Source organism: Hymenobacter sp. CRA2 (assembly GCF_002007105.1).
GTDB lineage: Bacteria > Bacteroidota > Bacteroidia > Cytophagales > Hymenobacteraceae > Solirubrum.
Window position 1 is genome coordinate 151,230 of sequence record NZ_MVBC01000013.1, and the last position, 24,879, is coordinate 176,108.

Genomic DNA, 24,879 nt, shown 5'->3' on the forward strand with positions numbered 1-24,879 from the left:
GCACGCTAGGTTGCTCCAACGGGGCTACGCCAGCGCCGTCTGCTTGGCAATGCGCGGCTCGTCGTCCGGTTCACCCACCATCGGGCGGATTTCCCGCTCGCCGCGGCTTACACTGAGTATGATGCCGATGCTCAGGCCGGTGAAAATCAACGAGGTGCCCCCCATACTCAGCATGGGCAAGGGCAGACCGGTAATCGGGCCGAGGCCTACGGCTACACCCATGTTCACCATGGCCTGCAGCACCAGGCTAAAGCACAGGCCCGCCGAAAGCAGGCCCCCAAAGGCGCCGTAACTTCGCATCACCGTCAGTAGGCCGCGGTACAGGAAGGCCAGGTAGAGGAACAACACCGCAATGCCGCCGAGCATGCCGTACTCCTCAATGATGATGGCGTAGATGAAGTCAGAATACGGGTGCGGCATGATGTTGCGCTCCGTGCTCTGCCCTGGGCCTTTGCCTACCAGGCCGCCGGTGGAAATAGCAATGTAGCTGTGCTCCAGCTGAAACGGCACCGGCTTGCTCTTGTCGGTGAAGTTCTGGATACGCGACACCACCGTCTTGCCACGCTGTCCAGTGGCCAGGCCGATGCCGCCGACCACAGTGCCGATGAGCACCATGATGAGCATCTGTTTCAGGGGCACGCGGCCGATGAACATCAGCAGCAGGCAGGTAAAAAACAGCAGCAGCGCCGTTGAGGCGTTGGACATCACGATGATGCCACAAATCACGCCGACCCACAGCATTACGGGCAGCAGCGTGGTCTTGAAGTTCTCGATGTACTGCTGCCGCCGGCTGAGCATGCTGGCCAAGTGCGAAATCAGGGCGAGCTTGGCTAAGTCGGACGGCTGGAAGGTCTGGTTAATCACCGGAATGGTCAGCCAGCGCGAGGCGTCGTTCACAGTGGTGCCGCCCACGAAGTAGGTGAATATCAGCAACGGCACCGAAGCCAGCAGCGCGTATAAGGACAGACGCGAGTAGTGGCGATAGTCGATGCGGTGGGCCAGCCAGGCAAAGAACAAGCCCACCACAATCAGGCCGGTGTGCTTGATGAGGAAGTACTCGGTGTTGCCGCCCATCTTCTTATAGGCCAGCGTGCCCGTGGCCGAGTACACCACCGCAATGGAGATAAACGAAAACATCAGCACGATGGCCCAGAGCACCGGGTCACCTTTCAGGTTGTTCCGCAGCCAGTTTTTGACGGGTTCCATAGCGGTGAGGTTGTGAGATGGTGAAATGGTGAGTTGATGGGCAACGAAACGGCTACGTCAGAACGGCACACGCACCATTTCACGATTTCACCAACTCACTGACCGCCTGGGCAAATTGCCGGCCGCGGTCTTCGTAGTTCTTGAATAGGTCGAAGGAGGCGCAGGCGGGCGAGAGCAGCACCACGTCACCGGCCTGGGCCAGTTCGGCGGCGCGGTGCACGGCGTAGCGCACGTCCTGGGTTTCTTCCACCAGCGGCACCACCCCGTCGAAGGCGGCGCGCAGCTTGGCGTTGTCGACGCCGAGGCAGATCAGGGCTTTTACTTTCTGCTGCGCCAGTGGCACCAGCGTGCTGTAGTCGTTGCCCTTATCGGTGCCGCCGGCAATCCAGATCAGCGGAGCTTTCACGCCGTCCAGCGCGTACCAAGCCGCCTCCACGTTGGTGGCCTTGCTGTCGTTGATGAACTGCGCGCCGCCTATTTCGCCCACGGGCTGCAGGCGGTGGTCGGCATTGCTGAAGGTCGGCAGGGCAGCCTCGATCTGCTTCACCGACAGGCCAGCCACACGGGCTGCAAGGATGGCCGCAGCCATGTTCTGGCGGTTGTGCTGCCCGATGAGCGGCGAGCGGGCAATGCTCACGTCCTCGTGGTCATCGTCCTGCACCTGCGGAATGTCGAGGCGCAAGGTGGTTTCGGCGACGTAGCGGCCGGCGCAGTGAATGTCCGGGCGGCGGTGCAGGCTGAAGGGCAGGTCATTGGTATCGACGAACACCGATTGGTATTCCTGCTGAATCACCCGGTCGTCGGCGTTGTACACGAAGTACGAGCTGCTGTCCAGGTTGCGGGTGATGCGCAGCTTGGCCTGGGCGTATTCCTCCAGGCTGTAGTGGTAACGGTCGAGGTGGTCGGGCGTGATGTTGAGCAGCACGGCCACGGTGGGCGTGTAGTCGTAGGTGTCGTCGAGTTGGAAAGAGCTCAGCTCCAGCACAAACCAATCGAAGGTATCCTCAATAACCTGCTCGGCGAAGGAGTGGCCCACGTTGCCGGCCAGGCCCACGTTGTAGCCAGCCTCCTTGAGCAGGTGGTAGGTCAGCAGCGTGGTAGTGGTTTTGCCGTTGGTGCCTGTAATGGCAATGCTTTGGGCCTTGGTGTAGCGGCTGGCCAGGTCAATTTCGGAGATGACCGAAATTTTCTTTTCCCGCACGGCCTGCATCACCGGAGCTTTTTCCGGGATGCCCGGGCTCTTCACGATTTCGTCGGCCGTGAGGATTTCCTCCAGCGTGTGCGTGCCTTCCTCGAAGCGGATGCCGGCTTTGTCGAGCTTCTCCTTGTAGATAGGCTTGAGCGCACCGCCATCCGACACGAACACGTCGTAGCCCTTGGCCTGCCCGAGCAGGGCGGCTCCTACTCCGCTTTCGCCGGAGCCGAGAATGACCAGTTTTTTGCCTTCGCTGGAGTGCTGCATGGGTTTAGCGCAGTTTGAGGGTTACCAGGGTGAGCACAGCCAGCATGATGCCCACAATCCAGAAGCGCGACACGATTTTGGACTCGTGGTAGCCCAGCTTCTGGTAGTGGTGGTGCAAAGGCGACATGCGCAGCAGGCGGCGGCCTTCGCCGTATTTCTTCTTGGTGTACTTGAAGTAGCTCACCTGCAGAATAACCGAGAGGTTCTCGACCAGGAAAATGCCGCAGAGCACCGGAATCAGCAGCTCCTTGCGCACGATCAGGGAAAGCACCGCGATGATGCCGCCGATAGCCAGGGAACCGGTGTCACCCATGAAGACCTGCGCCGGGTACGAGTTGTACCACAGGAAGCCCACGCAGGCCCCCACGAAGGCAGTACAGAAAATGGTCAGCTCGCCCACGTTCGGGATGAACATGATGTCGAGGTAATCGGCCAGCACGGCGTTGCCCGATACGAAGGCGAAGATGCCCAGCGTGGTGCCGATGATGGCCGAAGTGCCGGCCGCCAGCCCGTCGAGGCCGTCGGTGATGTTGGCTCCGTTCGACACCGCCGTGATGATGAAAATCACGATGGGAATGTAGAAGAAGGCGTAGTACTCGTTGAAAAAGTCGCCGGCGGTGGCAAACAGGTCGCCGTAGTTCAGCTCATTGTTCTTGGCGAAGGGGATGGTGGTAATCATCAGCTTCACGTCCTGGTACACGCGACTGGCGTCCACGGCCGAAATCTGGCCGTTTGCCAGCAGATACTGGCGCACCGTTACGTCGTGGCTGAAGAAGAGCACCCAGCCCACCGTCAGGCCCAACCCGATCTGCCCCAGCATCTTGAAGCGGCCGGCCAGGCCTTCCTTGTCCTTCTTAACGACCTTGATGTAGTCATCGACGAAGCCGATGAGCCCCAGCCACACCGTGCTGAGCAGCATCAGGATAACGTAGATGTTGTCGAGCTTAGCGAAGAGCAGCGTGGGCACCAGGATGGCCAGCAGAATGATGAGGCCGCCCATGGTGGGAGTGCCCTTCTTCTCCAACTGCCCCTGCAGGCCCAGGTCGCGCACCGTCTCCCCGATCTGCCGGCGTCGCAAAATGGCAATCAACTGCTTACCGAACAGCTGCGCGATGATGAGCGACGTGACCACGGCCATGGCGGCGCGGAACGAGGTGTATTGGAAAACCCCCGTGCCGGGCACGTTGTAGTGGCGGTGCAAAAAATCGAAGAGGTAGTAGAGCATTGGTCAGGCTGGTGCGGCGCCGCTTCAGGCGCCAGGAAGCCGCAAATTTTCGGCTTTTTCGGCAGTGGTCAAACGTTGCGTTTGCGGGGATTTTGTGCTATTCCGGTGGATTAGAACGAGTCCAGTAGAACGTCCCACGGAACGTCATTCCGAGCTTGTCGAGGAATCTCGCTGGATAGTAACTTCAATCGTTGAGTTTTCTATCTAACGTCAGCACACGAGATGTCTGAACTTCGCTCGACACGACGTTCTATGTGGCGGCTTATCATAAGCTCAGCAGCTCGTAAGCTTCCAGTAGCACCAGTCTATCGTCGAAAGCGGAACGCTGCCCCTGAATTTCCTGGTAGTTTTCGTGGCCTTTACCCGCTACCAGCACAATGTCGCCGGGACGGGCCAGGGCGCAGGCCGTTTTGATGGCTTCGCGGCGGTCAGGCACGGTCAGGTACTTGCCCGCGTCGGTGGGGCGCACGCCCGCCTGCATCTGGCGCAGAATTTCGTTCGGGTCCTCGAAGCGGGGGTTATCGGAGGTCAGCACGGCCCGGTCGGACAGGCGGCAGGCCAAATCGGCCATGATGGGGCGCTTGGCCCCGTCGCGGTTGCCGCCGCAGCCCACCACCGTGATGACGGCTTGCTCGGGCCGGCGGATATCGGCAATGGTTTGCAGCACGTTTTCCAGCGCGTCGGGCGTGTGAGCGTAGTCCACAATGCCGACCACGCGCTTGCGCGGCGACACCACCGGCTCGAAGCGGCCCGGCGCCGACGTGAGGCCCGAAAGGACCGTCAGAGTTTCCTCGGGCTCCTCGCCCAACAGCGTGGCCGCGCCGTACACGGCCAGCAGGTTGTAGGCATTGAACACGCCGATGAGGCGAAACTGCACCTCGTGCCCATCTACTTCGAGTAGCAGGCCTTCGACGCTGTTCTCGATGAGGCGGCCGCGCACCGTGGCCTGGCTGCGCAGCGAATAGGTAGTCTTCTTGGCCTTGGTGTTCTGCAGCATCACCATGCCGCGCTTGTCGTCGGCGTTGGTAAGCGCAAAAGCCGAGGCCGGCAGCATGTCGAAAAAGCCCTTCTTGGCCTTCAGGTAGTTATCGAATGTGCCGTGGTAATCGAGGTGGTCGTGGGTGAGGTTGGTAAAGATGCCGCCGGCAAATTCCAGCCCCGTCACGCGGTGCTGCACCACCGCGTGCGAGCTGACTTCCATGAACGCGTGGGTGCAGCGGGCCGCTACCATGCGCGCCAGCAGCTCGTTGAGCCGGATGGCGTCGGGCGTGGTATGGGTGGCCGGAATGACTTCGTCACCAATCTGGTTTTGCACCGTCGAGAGCAAACCGGCCTTGTAGCCGCGGGCCGCAAACAGCTTGTGCAGCATGGTGGCGGTGGTGGTTTTGCCGTTGGTACCCGTCACGCCCACCAGCTTCAGCTGCTGGCTGGGGTGGCCGTAGAAAGCCGCCGCCATGTGGGCCATGGCTTCGGCGCTGTCTTTTACCTGTACGTACGTCGCGCCTCCGGCCAGCTTGGCTGGCAACTCCTCGCACACCACTACGGTGGCCCCCTGGGCTACGGCCTTCGGGATGAATTGATGGCCATCGGCCTGCACACCGCGCAGGGCAAAGAAGGCCGTGCCGGGGGCGGCCTGCCGCGAGTCGAGGGTGAGGCTGGTAACCGCGGCATCGGCCGGGCCGTGCTGGGCCAGCACCGTTACGGCGGTCAGCAGCTTAGGCAGCAGATGCGTCGGTTCGGAAGGCGAAGAGGTCAAAGTAACTAGGGCAGGAAAGTCAACGGAAAAGGTTAGGCGCGGCGGCCGGCTTTGCGGCTCGTGGGCTGGGCCGCGGCGGGCTTGGAGCGGGCCGGGCGCTGGCCCGGGAACAAGGCTCCCGGCTCGTCGGGGCGGGTAATGGGCTGACCGGTGGGCGACACGGGCTCGGGAATGACCGTGGGCTCCGGCGTCACGGTGGGCTTGGGCGGGGCGTAGGGCAACACCGGTGCGGCGGCTTTGGCCACCAGCGTGGGATCTTTCAACTCCAGCATCACCACGGCGCCGCGCTGCAGGGGCATGCCCGCCGGCACCGACTGGCGCGCCACCCGCCCCGTGCCAATGGTGCGCACGCGCAGGCCGCGGTTTTCGAGCAGGTACAGCGCGTCGCGGCGGCTCAGGCCCGCTACGTTGGGCATGCGGCCCTGGCGCACCGGCAGCGGCTGCCACTGCAGAGCCGTTACGCCTCGCGGCGTATCGGCGCGCACCCAGTCGTCGGCGCTGGCGCCCTCGGAGCGGCTATTTACCCCGATGCGGCTGCACACCAGCTGTAGGTCTTCCTGCATGCCCACGTGGGCGGCCGGCACCCGCGACTTGTGCACCGGCGCGCGGGCCAGCAGCGGCCGCTGGCTGGCCTGGTCGCGGGCCATGGCCTTGTCGGCCACTTCGCGGAACACCGGGGCGGCCACGTCGGCGCCGTAGATGCGGCCGTTCTTGGGCGAGTCCACCACCACGATGCAGGAATACTTGGGCTTATCGGCCGGGAAATAGCCGCAGAAGGAGGTGGAATAAGTCTTGGTGTAGCGGCCGTTCTTGAACTTCCAGGCCGTACCGGTTTTACCGGCAATGCTGTAGTCGGGCGTGCGGATACCGCGGGCGGTGCCGTGCGTCACCACGCCTTCCATCATGGCCTTTACCTTAGCCAGCGTGGCGTCGGAGCAGATTTTGGGGTTGAGCACCTTGGTTTCGTAGCGCTCCAGCACTTGGTCGGCCTGCTTGATTTCCTTCACGATGACAGGCTGAATCTTCACCCCCCCGTTGGCCACGGCGTTGTAGAAGGCCAGCGTCTGCAGCGGGGCCAGCTTCAGCTCGTAGCCGATGCTCATCGTGGAGAGCGAAGTGTGGCTCCAGGTGCGGTCGGTGGGGTCCTTCACGTAAGGCCGCGCTTCGCCCGACATCTGGAAGCCCAGCGGCTGGTGCAGCCCGAACTTCTTCAGGTAGTCGGTGTAGTCGCTGGGCTTGGCGGCGAAGTGGTCGTTCACCAGCTTGGCCACGCCGATGTTGGAGGACTTTTCGAACACCTGCTGCACGGTAATCTTGCCGTAGGGGTGCGAGTCGGTCTTCACGGCGCCGGCAATTTTCATGGAGCCCGAGCGACCGGTATTCACGGTGTCGTTCAGGTCCAGCTCGGGGTTGTCCTCAAACAGAGCCATCATCGAGGCCAGCTTGAAGGTTGAGCCCGGTTCGGTGCGGCCCTGGTCGGCAATGGCGTAGTTGTAGTCCTCGCGGTACACGCCGTCGGCTACCTTGCCCAGGTTGGCTACGGCCTTGATTTCGCCGGTTTTCACCTCCATCAGAATCACCGTGCCGTACTGCGCGTTGTTATCCACCAGGCTGCGCAGCAAGGCATTTTCGGCCACGTCCTGCAGGTTGATGTCGAGCGTGGACTTGATGTCGTAGCCGGCCTGGGGCTTGATTTCGGTGCCGTCGTATACGGGCTTGAGGCCGCCGGGCAGGCGCTCAAACAGCGCTTCGCCGTCCTTGCCGGCCAGTTCTTTGTTGAAGGTGTATTCCAGGCCCGCGCCGTGCTTTTCCTCGTTCACGAAGCCAATGGTGCGCTGGGCCAGCCCGCCGAAGGGCCGGAAACGCTTGTCCACCTTCTCGAAAATAACGCCTCCCTTGCGCCGGGCCCGGAAAATGGGCCAGGTCGCCAGCAGCTTCTTTTCCTGAAAGTTGATCTGCCGGGAATTCAGGCGGATGTAGCGGCTTTCCTTCTTGTGGGCGTTGACGAGCCGCTGCCGGTATTCGCGCGGGCTTCGGTCGCCAAAAAAGCGCGACAACAGCAGGGCCAGGGAGTCGACCTTGCTAGCAAACAGCTCGTCGTTCACCACCGAGGGGTCCCAGGCCACCCGGTAGAAGGGCAGCGAGGTAGCCATGATGCTTTCGTTGTCGGAGAGGATGCTGCCGCGGGTGGCAAACACCGGCTGGTACACGATGCGCCGCTGTTGCTCCAGAGCGCGCCACTTGTCCCCTTCCTGGTACTGAATGCGCTGAATCTTCCACACGATGGCGCACGAGAAAATCAGCACGCCGAGGAAGGCGAGCCGCACCCGCGTAACGATGGATTTTTTAACGCTACCCTGCTGCTTGCTCATGCTATTGCGGCGCTAGTGTTGCTCGGCCTCGGCGGGCGTTTCGGGAGTGGTCGACGGCGTAATAACCGGGTTGGCGCCGGCGGCGGCCAGCGAGTCGCGCACGGCCCGGGCCGCAATAGAGTCGGCGGTGAGCACGGGGGCTTGGTCCAGTTCGGCCTCGTCGAGGCCGCCGGCTGGCACCGTGATGCGGAAGGGCGGCGAGGAGCTTTCCACCAGCCCGTAGGCAGCCACGCGGCGGGCCACCTCGCTTTGCTTGCTGGCCTCCATGTAGTCGGCCTTGAGCGTGGTGTAGTCGGCCCGCAGGTCTTCGGTTTCGGTCTTGAGCTTCTGGATGCTGCGGTTCATGCGGGTCGCGTAGTGCGTGTTGCCGATGTAGAGCAGAATCAAAAACATCACGAACAGCGTGTGCGGCAGAAAGCGCACGGGTACGCCGTCGCGGAACAGGCCGTCGACGTTGAGCACGCGCTCTACCAGGGAGAAAATGCTCCAGGTCGATTGCCGACGCGCTTTCCGCTCGGGCCGGGGGGCGCGTTCGGGCTCCGGTGCGTCGTCCGCTTCCACCGGGCGCGCCGGCTCGGGCGCCGGGGGCGGCACGATTTCGCGCGGCGTATTCTGGCGCGGCTGCGCGGCGGGCGGACGAGCGGTGTTTACGGCCACGGACAGGTCAGGACTTAGGTTTTAGCGGAAACTCGTTGCGGCTTCCAACCCGCAATTTAGCGCTCCGCGCCCGGTTGTTCAGCTGCAGTTCTTCCTCCGACGCGGTAATGGGCTTGCGCGTCAGCACTTCGAAGGGCTTCTGGGGGTTGCCGTACAGGTCCTTGTCGGCCTCGCCGAAGAACTTGCCCGCCGCCAGATAATTCTTCACCAGCCGGTCTTCCAGCGAGTGGTAGCTCATCACCACCAGCCGCCCGCCGGGCCGCAGCACCTGCGCGCACTGCTCCAGCATGGCCTGCAGCACGGCCAGCTCGTTGTTTACTTCGATGCGCAGGGCCTGAAAGACCTGCGCCAGGTACTTATTTTCCTTGCCGCGCGGGGTGCAGCTGGCAATGGCTTTCTTGAGGTCGGCGATGGTGGCAAGGCCGCGGCTGCCGCGGGCCTGCACCACGGCCCTGGCCAGGGTGCGGGCGTTCTGCACCTCGCCGTACATGCCGAAGATGCGGTGCAGCTCGGCCTCTGAGTACTGGTTGACCACGTCGGCGGCCGTGGGGCCGTCCTCGGGGTTCATGCGCATGTCCAGCGGCCCATCGAAGCGGGTGCTGAAGCCGCGCTCCGGGGTATCGAACTGGTAGCTCGACACGCCCAAATCGGCCAGCAGGCCATCCACCTGGCCGGCGCCGTGCTCTTCCAAAGCGCGCTGCAAGTCGCCGAAGTTGGAGCGGATAAAGGTAAACCGGTCGCCGCGGGGACCCTGCAGCAGCACCTGCGCCTGTCGTTCGGCGTCGGCGTCCTGGTCAAAGGAGTACAAGCGGCCCTGCGGACCCAGCTGCTCCAGAATAGCCCAAGAGTGCCCGCCGCCGCCAAAGGTCACGTCGACGTAGCGGCCGTCGGGGCGCAGGTCGAGCCCATCAAGGCACTCCTGCAGCATCACGGGGCGGTGGTACGTGGCGTTGGGGGTGTCCATGCTCATGCAGCGAGGCCGCCGGCGGGCGGAGTTTCGGTGAGGAATTTTTGGGCGAGCTTGGAGAAGCTCTGCTGGTCTTTGATCAGGTATTCGTCGTAGCGGTCCGGGTCCCAGATTTCGCAGCGGTTGCCGAGGCCCACGATGATGGCTTCCTTCTCGATGCCGGCGTAGCGCCGCATCGAGCCCGGCAACCCGAAGCGCCCGATGTTGTCGAACTCCACCTCCGTCATGCCGCGGAAGAAGTTGCGCTGAAACTGCCGGTACTCCTCGTTGAACTCGTCCAGCGCCATTACCTTCTCGTGAATCACCTGCCAAGCCGAGCGCGGGTAAAGCACCAGGCAAGGCTCGAAGCCGCGCACCAGCACCAGCTGGTTGCCCGACGGCTCGGGCAGGTTGCCCTTTACCTTGGCCGGCAACACAAGCCGCCCTTTCGGGTCAAGCTTGCATTCGTATTCGCCGGAGAGCAGGTGCATGGGAAGGGCTGATTAGGTGCGGGCGCAGGGTCGGTAAGCAAAAGTACGCAAGCCCCTCCAAAAGGCCACCACCTTTTACCATTTTCTACCACCAGCAGAAACGCCCATTTCAACGCGCAAAGGCACTTTTTGTTGGATGCCTTTCAGAAGCGGGGTAGAAAGTGGTAAATGCAAACCACCGTTGCCATTTTGGCAGCCTTCGGCAATGGCTGAGTTTACCAGCTCCTTTGTGCTGCGCGAGTAAGCGCACGCCAAGCCAGCTGAATTTTGCACGTGCCGGTACGTTATCTGAACCAATGGCGGGGCATTCGTGTGTACTTTTGTGCTGTGTCACAACGCTCGTTACTTCTGCGCCTCACTAGCTTATGGCTGGCTCTGCTGGTGCTCACCGCCTCGGTGGGCCTCACGGTGCAGCAGCATACCTGCCACGTGAGCGGACAGACGCAGCGAGCGGTGGTGCTCATGCCCCACCACGGCTGCGCGCCCGAGGCTATGGCCGCCGCGGCTCCCAAAGCCGGTTGCGCCCTGCCAGCGGTGCTGAAAAAGGCCACCCTACAGGACGGCTGCTGCGCCTTCAGCGCGCATCACCACAAGGTAGATGCCTCGGCGCATGACCTGGGCTGGGGCAAGGTGCCCGTGCCGGCCCTGTTGGCCGTGCTACCGACTACGCCCGAGTGGCCGATGCCCGTAACCGCACCCGCCGTTGTGGGCCAGCGGGTACTGCACGCCGCCGATGCCTCGCCCCCACCCCGCGCTGGCCGGGCGCTGCTGACTTTTGTGTGCACGCTCATTGTCTAGAGTAGGCTTCTTTCTCGCATTGGGCACCTGATTCGTCAGCGCGGCCCTGCTAGCTCGTGCTAGCTCTCAACTGCTCGGAAGAACCTAACTTTCTGACCTCATGCCTGCTTCTTCGCGAAGCCACGCCCTGCGTGCCATGCCCCTGCTCTTGCTCGGGGCCGCGCCGGCGGCTTTCGCCCAAACCGCTCCGGCCCCTGTGCGGGGCGAAGTTACCGACGGCGCCTCGCGCGCCGCGCTGCCCGGTGCCATCGTGCGCTGGCTCGGCACCGACCAAGCCGCTACCACCGACGAGTGGGGCCTGTTCGTGCTGCCTTACTCGGCCAAGGCTACCACCAACCTGCTCATCATCAATGCGCTAGGCTACCGCGCCGATACGGTGCAAGCCGGCCCCTTCGTGCGCGTGCCTTTGAAGGCCAATGCCGAGTTGCAGGAGGTAGTCATCACCGACCGTGCGCCGAGCTACTCCTCGCTCACGCCCACCCACACCCAGGTTATCAGCAGCCGCGACCTGACCAAGTCGGCCTGCTGCAACCTGGCCGAGAGCTTCGAGACCAACGCCTCGGTGGAAGTGACAACCACCGATGCGGCCTCCGGCGCCAAGCAGATTCAGCTGCTGGGCCTCGACGGCTCTTACTCGCTGCTGACGGTGGACAACCTGCCCGCGCTGCGGGGCCTCTCCTCCCCTTACCGACTCAATTACCTGGCCGGGCCCTGGATTGAGAGCATCGATATCATCAAGGGCATGGGCTCGGTGGTGAACGGCTACGAGTCGATTTCGGGGCAAGTGAACGTGCGCCTGAAGGAGCCTGAAAAGACGGATCGGCTCCTTTTCAACGCCTACGTCAACGACTTCGGCAAATTCGACCTGAACCTGAACACCTCGGCTCGCCTGAGCCCGAAGTGGAGCACAGCCCTGCTGCTGCACGCCGACCACCTCGCGGGCCGCGTCGACCGCAACAAAGACGGCTTCCTCGACCTACCGCTGGCCACCCAGTACAATGTGCTGAACAAGTGGAAGTACAAGTCGGGCGAGGCCGTGGTGAGCGAAGTGGGCGTGGGTGCCCTGCGCGAGACCCGGCAGGGCGGGCAAATGGGCTTCCGCGAAAACGACGCCAGCAACCCGTATTACGGCATCACGCAGCAAACCACGCGCTACACGGCCTACGGCAAGACGTCGTACACCTGGCCTACCAAGCCTTACCAGAGCCTGGGCCTGCTCGTGTCGGGCACCAGCCACGATTTTAACTCGAGCTACGGAGCCAGCACCTACGGCCTGAGCTTCGACTACAGCCACGACCCGGACCACGCCGGCCACTTCCGCCCGCAGCGGCAGTACAACGGAACCCAGCGCACCGGCCTGGCCACGCTGCTGTTTCAGAGTGCCATCGGCAACACGGCGCACGTGTACCGCCTCGGCGCCAGCTACCTCTACGACGACTACCAGGAGTACCTGCGCAACGGCTTCCGGCCCGGCGAAACGGCCGCGCAGGAGCAGCAGCGCAGTCTGCGGGCCCGCACTGAGCGGGTGCCCGGGACCTTCGCCGAGTACACCTACCAGAACTCCAAGAACCTGACCGTGGTGGCCGGCGCCCGCGCCGATTACCACAACCTCTACGGCTGGTTTCTGACGCCGCGCCTGAACGTGAAGGTCGACGCGACGCAGAGCACGGTGCTGCGCTTGGCCGCTGGCCGCGGCTACCGCGTGGCCAATCCCATTGCCGAAAACGCCGGTATGCTGGTGAGCAGCCGCCCGTTCAGTATTGCCTCGGACCTACAGCCGGAAAAAGCCTGGAACGTGGGCGGTTCGTTTTCGCAGTACTTCACCGTGGCAGGCCGGCAGGCTACCTTCGTGGCCGATTACTACCACACTATTTTCCAGAACCAGGTGGTGGCCGACCCGTACTCCCTGCCTTCGTTGCTGCTGATCAGCAACCTGGCGCCGGGTGGCCGCTCCTACTCGCGCAGCTTCCAGGCGGAGGTGCAGGTAGAACCGGCCAAGGGCCTGCAGGCCAAGGCGGCCTATAAGTGGCTGGACGTGAAAACCACCTACGGCACGGAGCTGCTGGCCAAGCCGCTGACACCCCAGCACCGCCTTTTTGCCAACCTGAGCTACGCCAGTGCCTACGACAAGTGGCGCGCCGACCTGACCGCCCAATGGTACGGTCAGCGGCCCTACGCGCCCGGCCTGATGCACCAGCACGATGCGGGCACCGGTACTGCCAAAGTGCTCTACTCGCCGCGCTACGCCACGCTGAACGCGCAGCTGACCCGGGCCTTCAAGCGCTTCGACGTGTACGTGGGCGTGGAAAACCTGACCAACTACCGTCAGCGCAACCCCATCGAAGCGGCCGACCAGCCTTTTGGCCCCAACTTCGATGCGGCCATGAACTGGGGGCCCATTTACGGACGTTTGACCTACGCCGGCCTGCGCTTCCGATTGGAATAGTTATTGATTTGATGCGGCTTGCCGCTCTTCACTTTGCTTCTTTTCTTCCGCATGAAATCCTTCCGCTCCCTCTGCTTCGGCCTGTTGGCCGTATTCTTCGCCTCGGCTGCTAATGCGCAGACTGCCCCGGCCAAAACCAAGCTCAAGCCCGGCACCGAGCAAGTGCAAATCAAAACCTCGGCCGTGTGCGACATGTGCAAGGCCCGGCTCGAAAAGTCCCTGGCTTACGAGAAAGGCGTGCAGTCGGCTACCCTCGATGTGCCCACGCAAGTCATGACGGTGGTGTTCCGGGCCGATAAAACCACGCCCGACGCTCTGCGCGCCGCCGTGTCCGCCACCGGCTACGACGCCGACCAACAGATGGCCAACGCTAAGGCCTATGACCGGCTGCCCGATTGCTGCAAGAAGACCAACGGCATCCACGCCAACTAACTTGCTCCCAGGCATACGAAGGCCGGACCGGTAGTATCGGTCCGGCCTTCGTGCGTAATGGACTTCCGCGGAGCAGCTACGCCGCGGCCGCCCCTAGTCGCTGCATATCGAACTCCAGTTCGAGGCGCAAGGGCAGGGCCCGCGTCAGGCGGCACCGGTGTGTGCCGGAAAGCTCCAGCGTAAACCAATCGGTGCGCAGGTATTCCAGCAGGTTTACCTGGTTTTCCACGGTCATGTGCACCACGTGGGGCTGCACATGGGCCTCCGCGAAGGCAGCCACGAGCACCTTCCGATTCTGCGTGGTCAGAAAACACTGGCCGCTGCCCAATGCCTTAAGGTTGGACATTTTCCCGGAGCCCTCCGATTCATCCGGCAGCAATTCCAGCCGGGCGGCGCGCAGCGTCAGCGCCACCACGTTGGGCTCCGTCAGCGGGGCCAGACAGCTCAGGTTGCCCGGCAGATTTACTTCTGCCAGGTAGATCAGGTCAAGCGACGGGCCAATTTGCAGCCTGAGGGTGCGCACGCTACCAAGGCGCACACGCTCGTGGCGCGCAATGGTGAGGGCTACCCCCAGCACAACGGGCGGCCCGGTGCGAACGGCAAGCGGGGCCATGGCATAAACATTGTAAGTGAAGGCGGAGGCGCAGCACAAATTCCAGGCAGTCAACCGAATGCCCAACCTTTCATCAGTCCTGCTACGATGAAAAGGGCAAGACAGTCATTTCCTGGATTCCAAAATTGAACAAACTCCGGCCGTTAGTAGACCAACATGGGATTTAAGTAGCTTAACGTAGCTTTCTTCCCATCCCAACTAATTGTCGTAACGCACTAGTTTGTATATTCACCCCCATTCTCGATTTCACCCTGGTCATGAAGATTTCTTGTTTGCTTCTCGACGACGACCCGCTCGTATTGGATCTGCTACAGGCCTATGTAGCAATGACCGATGTGCTGGACGTGAAAGCAACCTTCACTGACCCGCTGGAGGCCCACCGCTACCTGCTCGACAATCCGGTGCAGGTGCTTTTTTCCGACGTCACCATGCCCCACCTTTCGGGGTTGGACCTGGTGCGCTCCTTGCACGAGCCGCCCCTGGTGGTGCTGATGACGGCCTTTCCGCAGTACGCCATGGAGGGCTTCAACCTCGACGTGTGCGACTTTCTGTTGAAGCCCATTTCGCTGGACCGTTTCCTCAAAGCCGTCAACAAAGTAGCGGGGCTGCTGCGCGCCAGCCAGCCAGCCGTGCCCATGGGGGCCGATGACGTGCTTTCCGGCTGGGGCTCGTTCTTCATCCGCACCGATTCGCAGTTCGTGCGCCTGCACTACCGCGAAGTCCTCTACATCGAGGCGTTGAAGGACTTCACCAAAATCAACACCGTGGACGGGCGCACCCACCTGACCCTGGTGAACCTCAAGAACCTGGAAGAGCAGCTGCCCGCGGGCATGTTTGTGCGCACGCACCGCTCCTACCTCGTCAACGCCGCGCGGATCGACTCGGTCAGCAGCCAGGAAGTGCGCGTCGGGGGGCGGGCCTTACCGCTCGGGCAGACCTACCGCGACCAGGTGACGGAGCGCATTGTCAACAAAGCGCTTATCCGGCGGCAACATTAGACTTACCGCGCGGGCCGGCTTACGACTTCGTGGTCCGGCTCAGGCACCACCCCGTAAGGCTCGGCCGCCAGAATGGTAAACCGGAACGTGGAGCCCTGCCCCTGCTGGCTGGTAAAGCTCAGCTGGCCGCCGTTGTGCTCCACGAAGTCCTTGCACAGGCGCAGCCCCAGGCCGGTGCCTTTTTCGCGAGCGGTACCCAGCGTGGTATGATGCCCGGCCTCACCGAAAATCTTATCGTAGTCGGCTGGTGCAATGCCCACGCCCGTGTCGCGCACGGCCACATCCCACCACTTGCCTTGTCGCTGCGCCGAAATGGTGACAGTCCCACCGCTCGGCGTGAATTTGATGGCGTTCGAGAGCAGGTTGCGTAGTACCAGGCGCGTCATGTTCAGGTCGGCCCGGGCGGCGTGCGGCTCCCGCAGGTGATTCAGCACCATGATGTGCTTACGTTCGGCGTCGCCGAGCAGCAGGGCCAGGCACTCTTCGGCCACGGCATCAAGGCGAAACACCTCGGGGCGCGGTCCGCCACCCTGCATCTGGGTAGCGGCCCAGTTGAGCATGTTGTCGAGCAGGCGCAGCGTCGTGTCGAGGGTACGGGTGAGGCGGTCGGAGTGCGCCGCCAGCTTCTCAGGCGGCAGGGAACCGAGCGAAAGCAGCGTCAGCAGGGAATACAGCGAGCTTAAGGGACTGCGCAAATCGTGCGAAATCACCGAGAACAGCGTGTCCTTGGTGCGGTTGAGCTGATCCAGTTGCTCCTTTTGACGGCTGATAGCCGCGTTTTTGCGCTCCAGTAGCAGGTTAATCCGCAGCTGCTCTTTGCGCCCCCGGTACAGTGCGCCCACGGCCAGCAGCAGCAGCAAGGCCCCCACGCCCAGCACGTTGCGCGCCAGCTTCTGACGACGCAGGTTGGCTTCCTGCACTTCGCGCTTCTTGTTCAGCAGCTGAATTTCCCGCTCTTTCTTCTCCGTTTCGTAACGCGTACGCAGCTCGGCCACCTGGGCGGCGCGCTGCTGGGCGTGTACGCTGTCCTGCAGCCCCACGAAGCGGGTGAGAGCGGCCAGGGCCGCCGTGTTGTCGCCCCGCTGGCGGTACAGCTCCGCCAGGCTGTGGTATAGCTCGCTGAGCCGGCCCTTGCTCGGGTTTTGCCGGGCCAGGGGCAGGGCCCGCAGCAGGTAACGCTCGGCCGTGGCGGAGTTGCCAACGGCCAAATTGCCGGCGGCTACCGATTGAAACAAAGTCACCTGCAAATCCTGCGGTGCTTGGCGGCGGGGAAGCTGCCCCAGCGCCCGGGTGTAATAGCCGAGCGCCACTTCCTGGTTGCCCACCGTGGCGTACACTTCGCCCGCGCTGTGCAGCGCATAAGCCACGGCCACGCTGTCATGCAACGCGGCGGCCTTTTCCATGCTCAACCGCAGGTAATAGATGGCACGGCTGAAGTGGCGCTGCTCCAGGTGCATCCGCCCGATGGCGTGCAGCGTAATGGCCGCGCTGCGGGCGTTGCCCAGTTGCTGCCACAGCCCGTAAGCACGCTGATAGGCCATCATAGCCTGCGGCCACGCGCGCTGGCTGGCATACAGGTCAGCGAAATGTTCGTACAGGTGCGCCTGCGCGCTTTTGTCGGGTAGATGGTCAAAGCGGCGCAGCGCTTCCATGTAGCTCAGGCGGGCGTGCCCGGTGTCGCCCTGCGCAAAGCGGATACGCCCGAGCAATTCCCAGGCTCCGGCCGTACCAAGGGCATTGCCGGTGCGTTGGAAGAGCTGCAGCGCCTGTCGCGAATGAACGAGAGCCTGGTCGTAGCGCTGCAGATTCAGCAGTACCGTTGCCAGGCGGGTGTGCGCCAAGGCGGCCCGCGCCGGAGCGTTGTCGGTGGCTAACTGCAGTTCCCGTTTTGCGACGCGCAATGTTTCGGCCGGGTTAGGCAAGACCGGCGGGAGCGGCGCATAGCGCAAGGTCCCCGGTAGGCCTACCTCCTCGTCGCTGGAGTGCGGCGGACTACCCAGCACCTTGGTCGCCACCGTCAGCAGCACGACCGCTGCCAGCCACCGCCGCGAAGACCGACGAAGCTGGAAGGGACAGAACAGTAACGGCAGAGTTGAAAGCAAAGTGAGCGGTGGCCTTGGTCCCGGGTCTATTTTTTCCTAGCTAAAAATAGGAAAAAATTTAGGAAAGCCCCCTCACTTGGCTATTCGTTTTTTATGCTTCTGAAGCTTTGGCCCGCCAAAGCCGCCACCACGGCAAATACGGCTGGTCATGATGTTCGTAATGATATCCGAAAAAATAACAACTTATGAAAGCCCAAATGTGATATGGCAGCTGACTATGTGACTTATGCACATTGTCCACGGCATGCTCCCCACGGTGCGGTAAGTATGTGCCAAAATAAAATAATTGGACTGTAGCAAGAACAGCTGGCACCATCCAGAAGGCTATTACCTGCGGCGTCGGAAAAAAGTACTTCAGCACGTTGAAGGTGACGGCCATCAGCAGCATTTGCCACCACGTGATGTAGTTGCGGGCGAAACGCAGCAGCCACGGGCCAAAGCCCTGGTGCTGCCCGTCGTGAAAGTCCGGGTCGTCGTCGGTAGCTACGTGGCGGTGGTGCGCGTGGTGCCGGGGCAGCAGGCGTGGGTACCAATTGAAGGCAAACAGCAGCGCAGTCAGGGTACCGATGGCGTTGTTCAGCCGTTTGTTGGCACTCACCACGCCGTGCATTGCATCATGAGCGGTGATAAACAGGCCCGTGTAGAGGTGGGTTTGCACTAGCAGCAGCAGATAGGGCCACGGCGTGTTCCAGCGGGGCTGGTAAAAGGCTAATAGATACACCAGCAGTCCAGCCCAGCAAGCCAGAATCAGCAGGGCCATGCCAACACCCTTGTAGCCCAACGGAGCCGGCTTTACGCGAACCGTCGGAAGCTGAGCGTGCGCAACCGCTGGCTGGTGTAGCCCTTCGCCCGCGCGGATGTGCATCGTTTCCCTCATTTACGCCGCTTTCACTTACTACTCGAGAGCCGCATCAACGCATCGCGGACGTCCTCCATCAGCCACATGGGCGTGCTGGTGGCGCCGCAGATGCCCACTGACTGCCCGGCCTCAAACCACGACGAACACAGCTCTTCCACCTTGGAAATGAAGTGAGTATTGGGGTTGGTTTCCTTGCAGGCCTGGTAGAGCACCTTGCCGTTGGAGCTTTTCGTACCCGACACGAATACGACCTGATCGTACTCGGCGGCGAAACGGCGTAGCTCCTGGTCGCGGTTCGATACCTGCCGGCAAATCGTGTCGTTGGCCGCCACCTGGTAGCCGCGCCCTTCCAACTCGCCTTTGATGCGGTAAAACGAGTCGGTGCTCTTGGTGGTCTGGCTGTAGAGCGTGATGTTGGCCGGCAGTTCGTGACGCAGCAGCTCGTCGAGGCTTTCGAACACGACAGCGTCGCCGCGGGTCTGGCCGAGCAGGCCACGCACCTCGGCGTGGCCGTGCTTGCCGTAGATGAAAATCTTATCCTGCCGGTCGTAGCTGGTTTTGATGCGGTTCTGCAGCTTCAGCACCACTGGGCACGAGGCGTCGATCAGCGTCAGGTTGTTCTGCAGGGCCATCTGGTAGGTGCTCGGCGGCTCGCCGTGCGCCCGGATGAGCACTTTCTCGCCACGCAGCCCGGCCAGCGTATCGTAATCAATGATGCGCAGGCCACGCTTTTCGAGGCGCTCGACCTCCTCATCGTTGTGCACGATGTCGCCAAGGCAATACAAGTATCCCTGCTCGTCGAGGATGTCTTCGGCCATCTGGATGGCGTAGATCACCCCGAAGCAGAAGCCGGAATGCGGATCAATGCGGACGCTGAGGTTGAGCGGCATAACTGGCTCGGTAACCGGTGAACCGGACGGATGGTTGCGGCAAACCGCCGTTAAAAAGTACATAATCAGACCAATTTGGTCTTAGATAGGCTTATAAACACCTATTCCGGGAGTTGGCGCAGCTGCGCGGCCTGGGGCCCACGCACGTGTTCGTGCGTTAACATAAAGTCGCGCACGACTCGAAATGATTCCGCGTCGAGCCCGGATTTTGGGTGCTGCAACAAGGTGGTAGTCAGCATTTCCCGGTCTTCGTCCACGTGCTTGCTGGCGCCCAGAAAACCCGGCAGGTTGCTTTCGATGCTGAAGCGCAGGAAGCGGATTTCGGGGTTTCGGGGGTTGAGCTGCACGGCGTGGTCGAACTGTCGGCTGGCCGATTTCACCCGGTCGAGCTTGTCAAACAGCCCGCCGGTGTGCTTGGCCATGATGGCTTCCGAAGCGGCTTTGTAGGCCAGTACCACGGCGTCGCGCTCGGTGTAGGCGTTCATCAGCTCGTAGAAGCGGCGGCTGGCAGCTTCGTCGGCAGCGGCTTGGCGGTAGTGCTGGCGCAGCTTGGGCAGCGCGTAGGGCGTCGTATGGGCGTCGGAAACGGACACGGTGGCGATACTGGTGAGCAGAAGGCTGAGCGGTGATTTCACGGGCGGGGCTGGCGGCACGGTTTAGATGGCCCGCAGCCGGTAACGGAAATACGAGCCCACGAGCAGCAAGAGTTTCGTGTTGTCAGGCACGCGCACCCGCCCAGCCAGAATACGCTGCGCCGGTGCCTGCCGGATTTTGTCGAAAAGCTTGAGGTAGTACACGTAGGCGAGGTATACGCCCAGGCGGGCCGTGCGCGGCAGCTGGCAGATACCTTCGTAACCGGCCTCAAAATCGGCGCGGATGTCTTCCTCAATGGCGCGCTTGGCGTCGTCGTCAAAGCATTCGTAGCGCAGGCCCGGGAAGTACACGCGGCCCCGGTCCTCGAAATCGGAACGCAGGTCGCGCAGGAAATTGATTTTCTGAAACGCAGCCCCGAGGCGGCGCGCCGGGTGGCGCAGCTGTTCAAACTGGGCGTCGTCCCCCTCGCAAAATACACGCAGGCACATCAGCCCCACTACCTCCGCCGAGCCGTAGATGTACTCATTATAGAGCGGCTCGTCGTAGCAGAGGTCCTCCAGATCCATGGCCATGCTGCGCAGAAAGGCCTCGATGAACTCCCGGTCGATGCCGTAGCGGTGCACGGCCAGCTGGAAGGCGTGCAGCACGGGGTTCATGCTGAACTGCTCCTCAATGGCGCGGTAGGTTTCGTCCCGAAACTCTCGCAGCAGGGCGGCTTTGTCCCGGTCGTGAAAGGTATCCACAATCTCATCGGCCCAGCGCACAAACCCATACACGGCGTAAATGGCCTCGTGAAAGCGCGGGTCGAGGGTGCGGATGCCGAGCGTAAACGAGGTGCTGTAGCGCTGCGTGATGAGCTTGCTGCAAGCCAGGCTGGCGCGGTCGAACAGAGCCACGTGGTCCACCACGGGCGGCGACGAAACGGGGGGCGACAGGGTGGCCATACGGTGTGGTTGTGGTGGGAATGACGGGCAAACGAGGCAGGCTACCGACGGGCGGCACCCCGCACAGCGGCCAATAAGTTACTTATTGTCAGGCAAAAACCGGAAACTCCTTTTCTACTTCCTTGGCCACTATCTGCCCCGAAATCAGGGAGGGCGGTACCCCCGGGCCGGGCACGGTAAGCTGCCCGGTAAAGTAGAGGTTGTTGATTTTGGGGCTTTTGAGCGTGGGCTTAAGAATAGCCGTCTGGCGCAGGGTATTGGCCAGGCCGTAGGCATTGCCTTTGAAGGCGTGGTAATCTTCTACGAATTCGCGGTGCGCATAGCTGCGCTGGTATACTACCAGGTCGCGTACGGGCTGGCCGGTGTGGCGCTCCAGGCGCGTCATCACCATGTCGTAGTAGCGCTGCCGGATCGTGTCGTCGTCGCCGGAAAGGCCCGGGGCCACGGGAATGAGCAGAAACAGGTTTTCCTGTCCGGCCGGGGCCACGGTAGGGTCCGTCGCGCTAGGCACGCTGGCGTAGAACAGCGGCTTGGTGGGCCAAGCCGGGGCTTCGTATATCTCGTGGGCGTGCCGGTTGAAGTCCTCGTCGAAGAACAGGTTGTGGTGCTCCACATTGCGCAGCTTCTCCTTCAGCCCTACGTAGTACAGCAAGGACGACGGCGCCATGGTGCGCGTATCCCAATACTTAGGCGAGTAGTGGCGGTGTTCGGGCGCCAGCAGGTGCTGCTCCACGTGGTGGTAATCGGCACCGGCTACCACAATGTCGGCTTCGTGCAGGCCCTGCGAGGTGAGCACACCGGTAGCCTGTCCATTAGCTACTTGGATTTCCTGCACCTCCTGATCGTACTCGATGCGGACGCCTTGCGCCTCGGCTACGCGCACCATGGCTTCCACAATCTTGTGCATGCCGCCCATCGGGTACCAGGTGCCCAGGGCCAGGTCGGCGTAGTTCATGAGGGCGTACAGCGCGGGCGTGTTCTGAGGAGTGGCGCCGAGAAACAGCACCGGAAACTCCATCAGCTCCACCAGCTTGGGGTGCTGGAAGTAGCGCCGTACGTGGCGGTCCATGTTCGACAGCAGATCCAGGCGCACGGCGTCTACCAACAGGCGCGGATCGGCAAACTCCCGCACCGAGCGGCCCGGCTTGGTCACGAACTTGCCCATGCCCACTTCGTACTTGTAGCCGGCCTGAGCCAGAAAATCGTCGAGGCGGCGGCCGGCGCCGGGCTCCAGCCGCTCAAACATGTCGCGCAGAGCCTGCCGCTCGGCGGGCACGGGCAGCGTGTCGTTGGGACCGAAGATGATCTGGTACGAGGGGTCGAGCCGCACCAACTCGTAGAAGTCGCTGACCTTATACCCAAAGCGAGCAAAGAACTGCTCAAACACATCGGGCATCCAGTACCAGCTCGGACCCATATCGAAGGTAAAGCCCTGTGCCCGGAACATGCGGGCGCGCCCCCCCGGGCCTTCGTTTTTTTCGAGCAACGTGACGCGGTACCCGCGCTGCGCCAGGCAGGCAGCGGCGGCAAGCCCGGCAAATCCGGCACCGATAACAATGACTTTAGGAGCAGTAGCGGCGGAGCTCAAGTAGCAGTACGGACTAACATGGGTGGTAATCAGCTACCGATTAGGCAGTGACTTTGTTGCGCAAAAAAGGCATTTACTTAGTACGATTACACATTAATTTCCTTAATGGCCATTCGAATCAGCGCAGCCAAAATACGTGAATCAAAAGCGGTGACACGAGGAAAGCGTGTTTTCATCCTAAGCCCAGGAGCTTAACCGTAGGTTGCGCGGGCAACAAAAAGGCCGCAAGCCACGGCCTCTTTGAGGTTGCAGCTTGCGGCCCGTGCACGCATCCGGCTCGGTTACTCCTTCCCCCTACGCGCCGGGTGCGTAGACCTTCAGAGCGTCTTTCAGCTCTTTGCGGGCAATGTGAATGCGGTTCTTGACGGTACCAATCGGAATCTGCAGCTTCTCTGCAATTTCCTGGTACTTGTAGCCGATGTAGTACATCATAAACGGCGTCCGGTACTCGTGCCCGAGGTGGGCAATGGCCTCGTTGATGTCGCCTACGACGAAGTCAGACTGGGCGCCGTTGTGGGTGATGTAGTTCTCGTCGGTGTTGAAGTACTGGAAGTACTCAGTGGTGTCAATGTGGCTGTTGCGCTTCGTTATCTTATTGTAATTGTTGATAAACGTGTTGCGCATTATGGTGTAGAGCCACGCCTTCAGGTTGGTCCCCGCCTTGAACTTCTCTTTGTTCAGCAGGGCCTTCAGCAGTGTTTCTTGCACCAAGTCCTTGGCATCATCGGCGTCGCGGGTCAGGTTCATGGCCGCGGGCCGAAGCGAGTAGGAAATCTTCTGTACTTGGTCGGTAAATTCCAGGGAAGTCATACGCCTGTTTAACGTTTTGTGACCAAAAGCTAAACAAACATACGAAACTACTTTGTAAGCATACGGCGGTGGCCAACTTTATTTGCCGGCTTTCGCTCAAGCCCCCTAATTCGTCGGTAAACCGGCCGATTCCTCCGACAAACCTCTGCACGAGCTTTATCAGGCTAATTAGGGCCTAGCGGCAGCCTTCTTTACACGTAAAAACCTATTGTTCAGGCACTAGCTCAACAGTGCCTGAACCGATCAATTGATCAGGCTTCCACGGATTGGGCCGGGCTCAACTGATCGGCTAACTCGATAACGCCAGTCATGCGCTCTATACGCTTGAAACGCGGCGGCAGCTCCAACTCCGGCTGGTGCACGAGCGGACCATAGAGCACGAAGTCCAAATCGGGGCACAGGCTGGCGAGCTTGGCCAGGAACTGCGGCAGCTGGTCACGTTCGGGCACGGTGGTGAGCACCGTAGCCACGTGTTGGGGCTTGTAGTGCGTGCACACCTTGGCCAGCTCGCACACGGGCAGGTTCTGCCCCAGGTACAGCACGCGGTGGCCGCGCACCCGCAGCAGGTAGTTCATGAAAAGGAGCGCCAACTCGTGCAATTCGCCTTCGGGCAGGAAGAGCACCCAGCGCGGGGCGTGCTCACTCTCGCTGACGGGCAGCGCATCGACGGCGGCCAGCAGCTTCTGCCGCAGCAAGTGCGTGGCCAGGTGCTCCTGGGCCGGGTTGAGGCTCCCGGTTTGCCACAGCACCCCCACCCGGTACAGGAAGGGGTATACGATATTCATTACCGTGGACTCGAACCCGATTTCCTCCCCAGCGCGCGACAACACGCAGCTTAGGCGGGCCTCGTCCATATCGAGGGTGGCGGTGAGCAGGGCGGTGATTTGCGGGTTAAACTGGTGGGGGTCGTCGCAGCAGGCAGCCACGGCCCGGCACAGCTCCTGCTCCGAAAGGCTGGCCACCTGCGAAATGCGCTGACCCCGCTCGCAGAGGGTAGCCACGTTGAGCAGGCGGCGCAAGTCGGCGTCGCAGTAAGTGCGGATGTTGGTGGCGGTGCGTTCAGGGCAGAGCACGCCGTAGCGTTGCTCCCACATCCGGATGGTGTGCGCCTTGATGCCGGACAGGCTTTCCAGATCTTTTATCGAGAACTGTCCCACGAGGGTAAGCGGTACTAAAAGGTGAGAATAAGCTACGCCGTCGGCAAGTTCCGACGCGCATCGGCGGCGGCTTGCTTTTGTCGGGCCAGCATGAAATACTTGGGTGACACCCACAACAACCCGAATTCCTGGCTGCCGTCGCGGCCGGTGGTCTTGTGGTGCATTTTGTGGGCCATGTTCAGAGCACGCAGATAGGCACTACGGGTGCGCTTCCAGAAGGGCAGCCGCCGATGAATCAGCACGTCGTGGATAAAGAAGTAGAGCGTGCCGTAGGCAGCAATGCCCGCTCCTACCCAGTAGCGCCAGTCCTTCGCAGGCCCGCCGTACACCATCAGCAGCACCGAAATGGCGCCGTAGAAGACAAACGACAGGTCGTTGCGCTCGAAGCGGTGCGGGTGGCGGACGTGGTGCGAACGGTGCACAAACCACAGCGGCCCGTGCAGCACGAAGCGGTGCATGAACCACGCCACGAATTCCATCCCCAAAAACGTCAGCCCCGCGAGGGCGACACCGGCCAGAAGTGTCATGGTGTG

General features: G+C 61.9%; 22 protein-coding genes. 4 read left to right on the top strand and 18 right to left on the bottom strand.

All coding sequences use genetic code 11. The features are described 5' to 3' along the window. Positions 1–24: 24 nt before the first annotated feature. From B0919_RS19240 to mraZ, 8 genes are all read right to left on the bottom strand, one after another. Entirely contained in the window at positions 25–1,206 is a 1,182-nt protein-coding gene (locus B0919_RS19240; protein WP_078013917.1) for an FtsW/RodA/SpoVE family cell cycle protein, read from the bottom strand. Positions 1,207–1,285: 79 nt separating this feature from the next. Then, complete coding sequence (murD, locus tag B0919_RS19245; protein WP_078013918.1) at positions 1,286–2,668, bottom strand: UDP-N-acetylmuramoyl-L-alanine--D-glutamate ligase; 1,383 nt, start codon at positions 2,666–2,668, stop codon at positions 1,286–1,288. A 4-nt stretch (positions 2,669–2,672) separates the two neighbouring features. Next, on the bottom strand, positions 2,673–3,893 hold the full coding sequence (mraY, locus tag B0919_RS19250) for a phospho-N-acetylmuramoyl-pentapeptide-transferase (protein WP_078013919.1): 1,221 nt from the start codon (positions 3,891–3,893) through the stop codon (positions 2,673–2,675). Between the two features lie 265 nt (positions 3,894–4,158). After that, the gene (locus tag B0919_RS19255) at positions 4,159–5,649 is read right to left on the bottom strand and encodes a UDP-N-acetylmuramoyl-L-alanyl-D-glutamate--2,6-diaminopimelate ligase (RefSeq protein WP_410503632.1); all 1,491 of its coding nucleotides are present in this window, start codon (positions 5,647–5,649) and stop codon (positions 4,159–4,161) included. A gap of 32 nt (positions 5,650–5,681) precedes the next feature. Beyond that, on the bottom strand, positions 5,682–8,021 hold the full coding sequence (locus tag B0919_RS19260) for a penicillin-binding protein (protein WP_078013920.1): 2,340 nt from the start codon (positions 8,019–8,021) through the stop codon (positions 5,682–5,684). Between the two features lie 12 nt (positions 8,022–8,033). Next, the gene (locus B0919_RS25970) at positions 8,034–8,678 is read right to left on the bottom strand and encodes an FtsL-like putative cell division protein (RefSeq protein WP_317043900.1); all 645 of its coding nucleotides are present in this window, start codon (positions 8,676–8,678) and stop codon (positions 8,034–8,036) included. Positions 8,679–8,685: 7 nt separating this feature from the next. Next, positions 8,686–9,648 carry a 16S rRNA (cytosine(1402)-N(4))-methyltransferase RsmH gene (rsmH, locus tag B0919_RS19270; RefSeq protein ID WP_254846619.1) on the bottom strand — a complete coding sequence of 321 codons (963 nt, stop codon included), beginning with the start codon at positions 9,646–9,648 and terminating at the stop codon, positions 8,686–8,688. Next, a complete protein-coding gene (gene mraZ, locus B0919_RS19275; protein ID WP_078013922.1) occupies positions 9,645–10,115 on the bottom strand; it encodes a division/cell wall cluster transcriptional repressor MraZ in 471 nt (156 codons plus the stop codon). Before mraZ ends, rsmH begins: the two co-directional genes overlap by 4 nt. Positions 10,116–10,442: 327 nt before the next feature. Here mraZ and B0919_RS19280 point away from each other — a divergent pair, with 327 nt between their 5' ends. The 3 genes from B0919_RS19280 (at position 10,443) to B0919_RS19290 (ending at position 13,791) form a co-directional block, all read left to right on the top strand. Continuing rightward, the gene (locus B0919_RS19280; RefSeq protein WP_139362261.1) at positions 10,443–10,913 is read left to right on the top strand and encodes a hypothetical protein; all 471 of its coding nucleotides are present in this window, start codon (positions 10,443–10,445) and stop codon (positions 10,911–10,913) included. A gap of 100 nt (positions 10,914–11,013) precedes the next feature. Continuing rightward, positions 11,014–13,359 carry a TonB-dependent receptor plug domain-containing protein gene (locus B0919_RS19285; protein WP_078013924.1) on the top strand — a complete coding sequence of 782 codons (2,346 nt, stop codon included), beginning with the start codon at positions 11,014–11,016 and terminating at the stop codon, positions 13,357–13,359. 51 nt (positions 13,360–13,410) lie between these two features. Next, positions 13,411–13,791 (top strand): heavy-metal-associated domain-containing protein, encoded by a 381-nt coding sequence (locus tag B0919_RS19290; protein WP_078013925.1) that lies wholly within the window; start codon positions 13,411–13,413, stop codon positions 13,789–13,791. Positions 13,792–13,867: 76 nt separating this feature from the next. Here B0919_RS19290 and B0919_RS19295 read toward each other — a convergent pair whose 3' ends face one another. After that, the gene (locus tag B0919_RS19295) at positions 13,868–14,404 is read right to left on the bottom strand and encodes a hypothetical protein (RefSeq protein ID WP_078013926.1); all 537 of its coding nucleotides are present in this window, start codon (positions 14,402–14,404) and stop codon (positions 13,868–13,870) included. Between the two features lie 257 nt (positions 14,405–14,661). Between B0919_RS19295 and B0919_RS19300 the strand changes: the two genes are divergently transcribed. Further along, the gene (locus B0919_RS19300) at positions 14,662–15,402 is read left to right on the top strand and encodes a LytR/AlgR family response regulator transcription factor (protein ID WP_078013927.1); all 741 of its coding nucleotides are present in this window, start codon (positions 14,662–14,664) and stop codon (positions 15,400–15,402) included. 2 nt (positions 15,403–15,404) lie between these two features. Here the strand turns inward: B0919_RS19300 and B0919_RS19305 are convergent, their stop codons facing one another. From B0919_RS19305 to B0919_RS19345, 9 genes are all read right to left on the bottom strand, one after another. Next, the gene (locus tag B0919_RS19305) at positions 15,405–17,303 is read right to left on the bottom strand and encodes a sensor histidine kinase (protein ID WP_139362262.1); all 1,899 of its coding nucleotides are present in this window, start codon (positions 17,301–17,303) and stop codon (positions 15,405–15,407) included. Between the two features lie 292 nt (positions 17,304–17,595). Next, positions 17,596–18,264 carry a fatty acid desaturase gene (locus B0919_RS19310; RefSeq protein WP_217701048.1) on the bottom strand — a complete coding sequence of 223 codons (669 nt, stop codon included), beginning with the start codon at positions 18,262–18,264 and terminating at the stop codon, positions 17,596–17,598. A gap of 128 nt (positions 18,265–18,392) precedes the next feature. Further along, complete coding sequence (locus B0919_RS19315) at positions 18,393–19,253, bottom strand: 4-hydroxy-3-methylbut-2-enyl diphosphate reductase (RefSeq protein WP_078013929.1); 861 nt, start codon at positions 19,251–19,253, stop codon at positions 18,393–18,395. Between the two features lie 101 nt (positions 19,254–19,354). Then, positions 19,355–19,846: a hypothetical protein gene (locus tag B0919_RS19320; RefSeq protein WP_139362263.1), complete on the bottom strand. Its 492-nt coding sequence runs from the start codon at positions 19,844–19,846 to the stop codon at positions 19,355–19,357. Between the two features lie 63 nt (positions 19,847–19,909). After that, entirely contained in the window at positions 19,910–20,791 is an 882-nt protein-coding gene (locus B0919_RS19325) for a phytoene/squalene synthase family protein (protein WP_078013931.1), read from the bottom strand. Between the two features lie 88 nt (positions 20,792–20,879). Beyond that, positions 20,880–22,379, bottom strand: a complete 1,500-nt coding sequence (locus B0919_RS19330) for a phytoene desaturase family protein (RefSeq protein ID WP_254846620.1) — start codon at positions 22,377–22,379, stop codon at positions 20,880–20,882. 294 nt (positions 22,380–22,673) lie between these two features. Further along, entirely contained in the window at positions 22,674–23,189 is a 516-nt protein-coding gene (locus B0919_RS19335; protein ID WP_078013932.1) for an RNA polymerase sigma factor, read from the bottom strand. A 251-nt stretch (positions 23,190–23,440) separates the two neighbouring features. Beyond that, entirely contained in the window at positions 23,441–24,346 is a 906-nt protein-coding gene (locus B0919_RS19340) for a MerR family transcriptional regulator (protein WP_139362264.1), read from the bottom strand. A 32-nt stretch (positions 24,347–24,378) separates the two neighbouring features. Beyond that, the gene (locus B0919_RS19345; RefSeq protein WP_078013934.1) at positions 24,379–24,873 is read right to left on the bottom strand and encodes a sterol desaturase family protein; all 495 of its coding nucleotides are present in this window, start codon (positions 24,871–24,873) and stop codon (positions 24,379–24,381) included. Between the last annotated feature and the right edge of the window lie 6 nt (positions 24,874–24,879).

What these genes read in the sequence shown, in the direction of transcription:
- B0919_RS19240 (WP_078013917.1), bottom strand. Translation starts at nt 1,206, where the DNA reads ATGGAACCCGTCAAAAACTGGCTGCGGAACAACCTGAAAGGTGACCCG.
- murD (WP_078013918.1), bottom strand. Translation starts at nt 2,668, where the DNA reads ATGCAGCACTCCAGCGAAGGCAAAAAACTGGTCATTCTCGGCTCCGGC.
- mraY (WP_078013919.1), bottom strand. Translation starts at nt 3,893, where the DNA reads ATGCTCTACTACCTCTTCGATTTTTTGCACCGCCACTACAACGTGCCC.
- B0919_RS19260 (WP_078013920.1), bottom strand. Translation starts at nt 8,021, where the DNA reads ATGAGCAAGCAGCAGGGTAGCGTTAAAAAATCCATCGTTACGCGGGTG.
- rsmH (WP_254846619.1), bottom strand. Translation starts at nt 9,648, where the DNA reads ATGAGCATGGACACCCCCAACGCCACGTACCACCGCCCCGTGATGCTG.
- mraZ (WP_078013922.1), bottom strand. Translation starts at nt 10,115, where the DNA reads ATGCACCTGCTCTCCGGCGAATACGAATGCAAGCTTGACCCGAAAGGG.
- B0919_RS19285 (WP_078013924.1), top strand. Translation starts at nt 11,014, where the DNA reads ATGCCTGCTTCTTCGCGAAGCCACGCCCTGCGTGCCATGCCCCTGCTC.
- B0919_RS19290 (WP_078013925.1), top strand. Translation starts at nt 13,411, where the DNA reads ATGAAATCCTTCCGCTCCCTCTGCTTCGGCCTGTTGGCCGTATTCTTC.
- B0919_RS19295 (WP_078013926.1), bottom strand. Translation starts at nt 14,404, where the DNA reads ATGGCCCCGCTTGCCGTTCGCACCGGGCCGCCCGTTGTGCTGGGGGTA.
- B0919_RS19300 (WP_078013927.1), top strand. Translation starts at nt 14,662, where the DNA reads ATGAAGATTTCTTGTTTGCTTCTCGACGACGACCCGCTCGTATTGGAT.
- B0919_RS19310 (WP_217701048.1), bottom strand. Translation starts at nt 18,264, where the DNA reads ATGGCCCTGCTGATTCTGGCTTGCTGGGCTGGACTGCTGGTGTATCTA.
- B0919_RS19315 (WP_078013929.1), bottom strand. Translation starts at nt 19,253, where the DNA reads ATGCCGCTCAACCTCAGCGTCCGCATTGATCCGCATTCCGGCTTCTGC.
- B0919_RS19325 (WP_078013931.1), bottom strand. Translation starts at nt 20,791, where the DNA reads ATGGCCACCCTGTCGCCCCCCGTTTCGTCGCCGCCCGTGGTGGACCAC.
- B0919_RS19335 (WP_078013932.1), bottom strand. Translation starts at nt 23,189, where the DNA reads ATGACTTCCCTGGAATTTACCGACCAAGTACAGAAGATTTCCTACTCG.
- B0919_RS19345 (WP_078013934.1), bottom strand. Translation starts at nt 24,873, where the DNA reads ATGACACTTCTGGCCGGTGTCGCCCTCGCGGGGCTGACGTTTTTGGGG.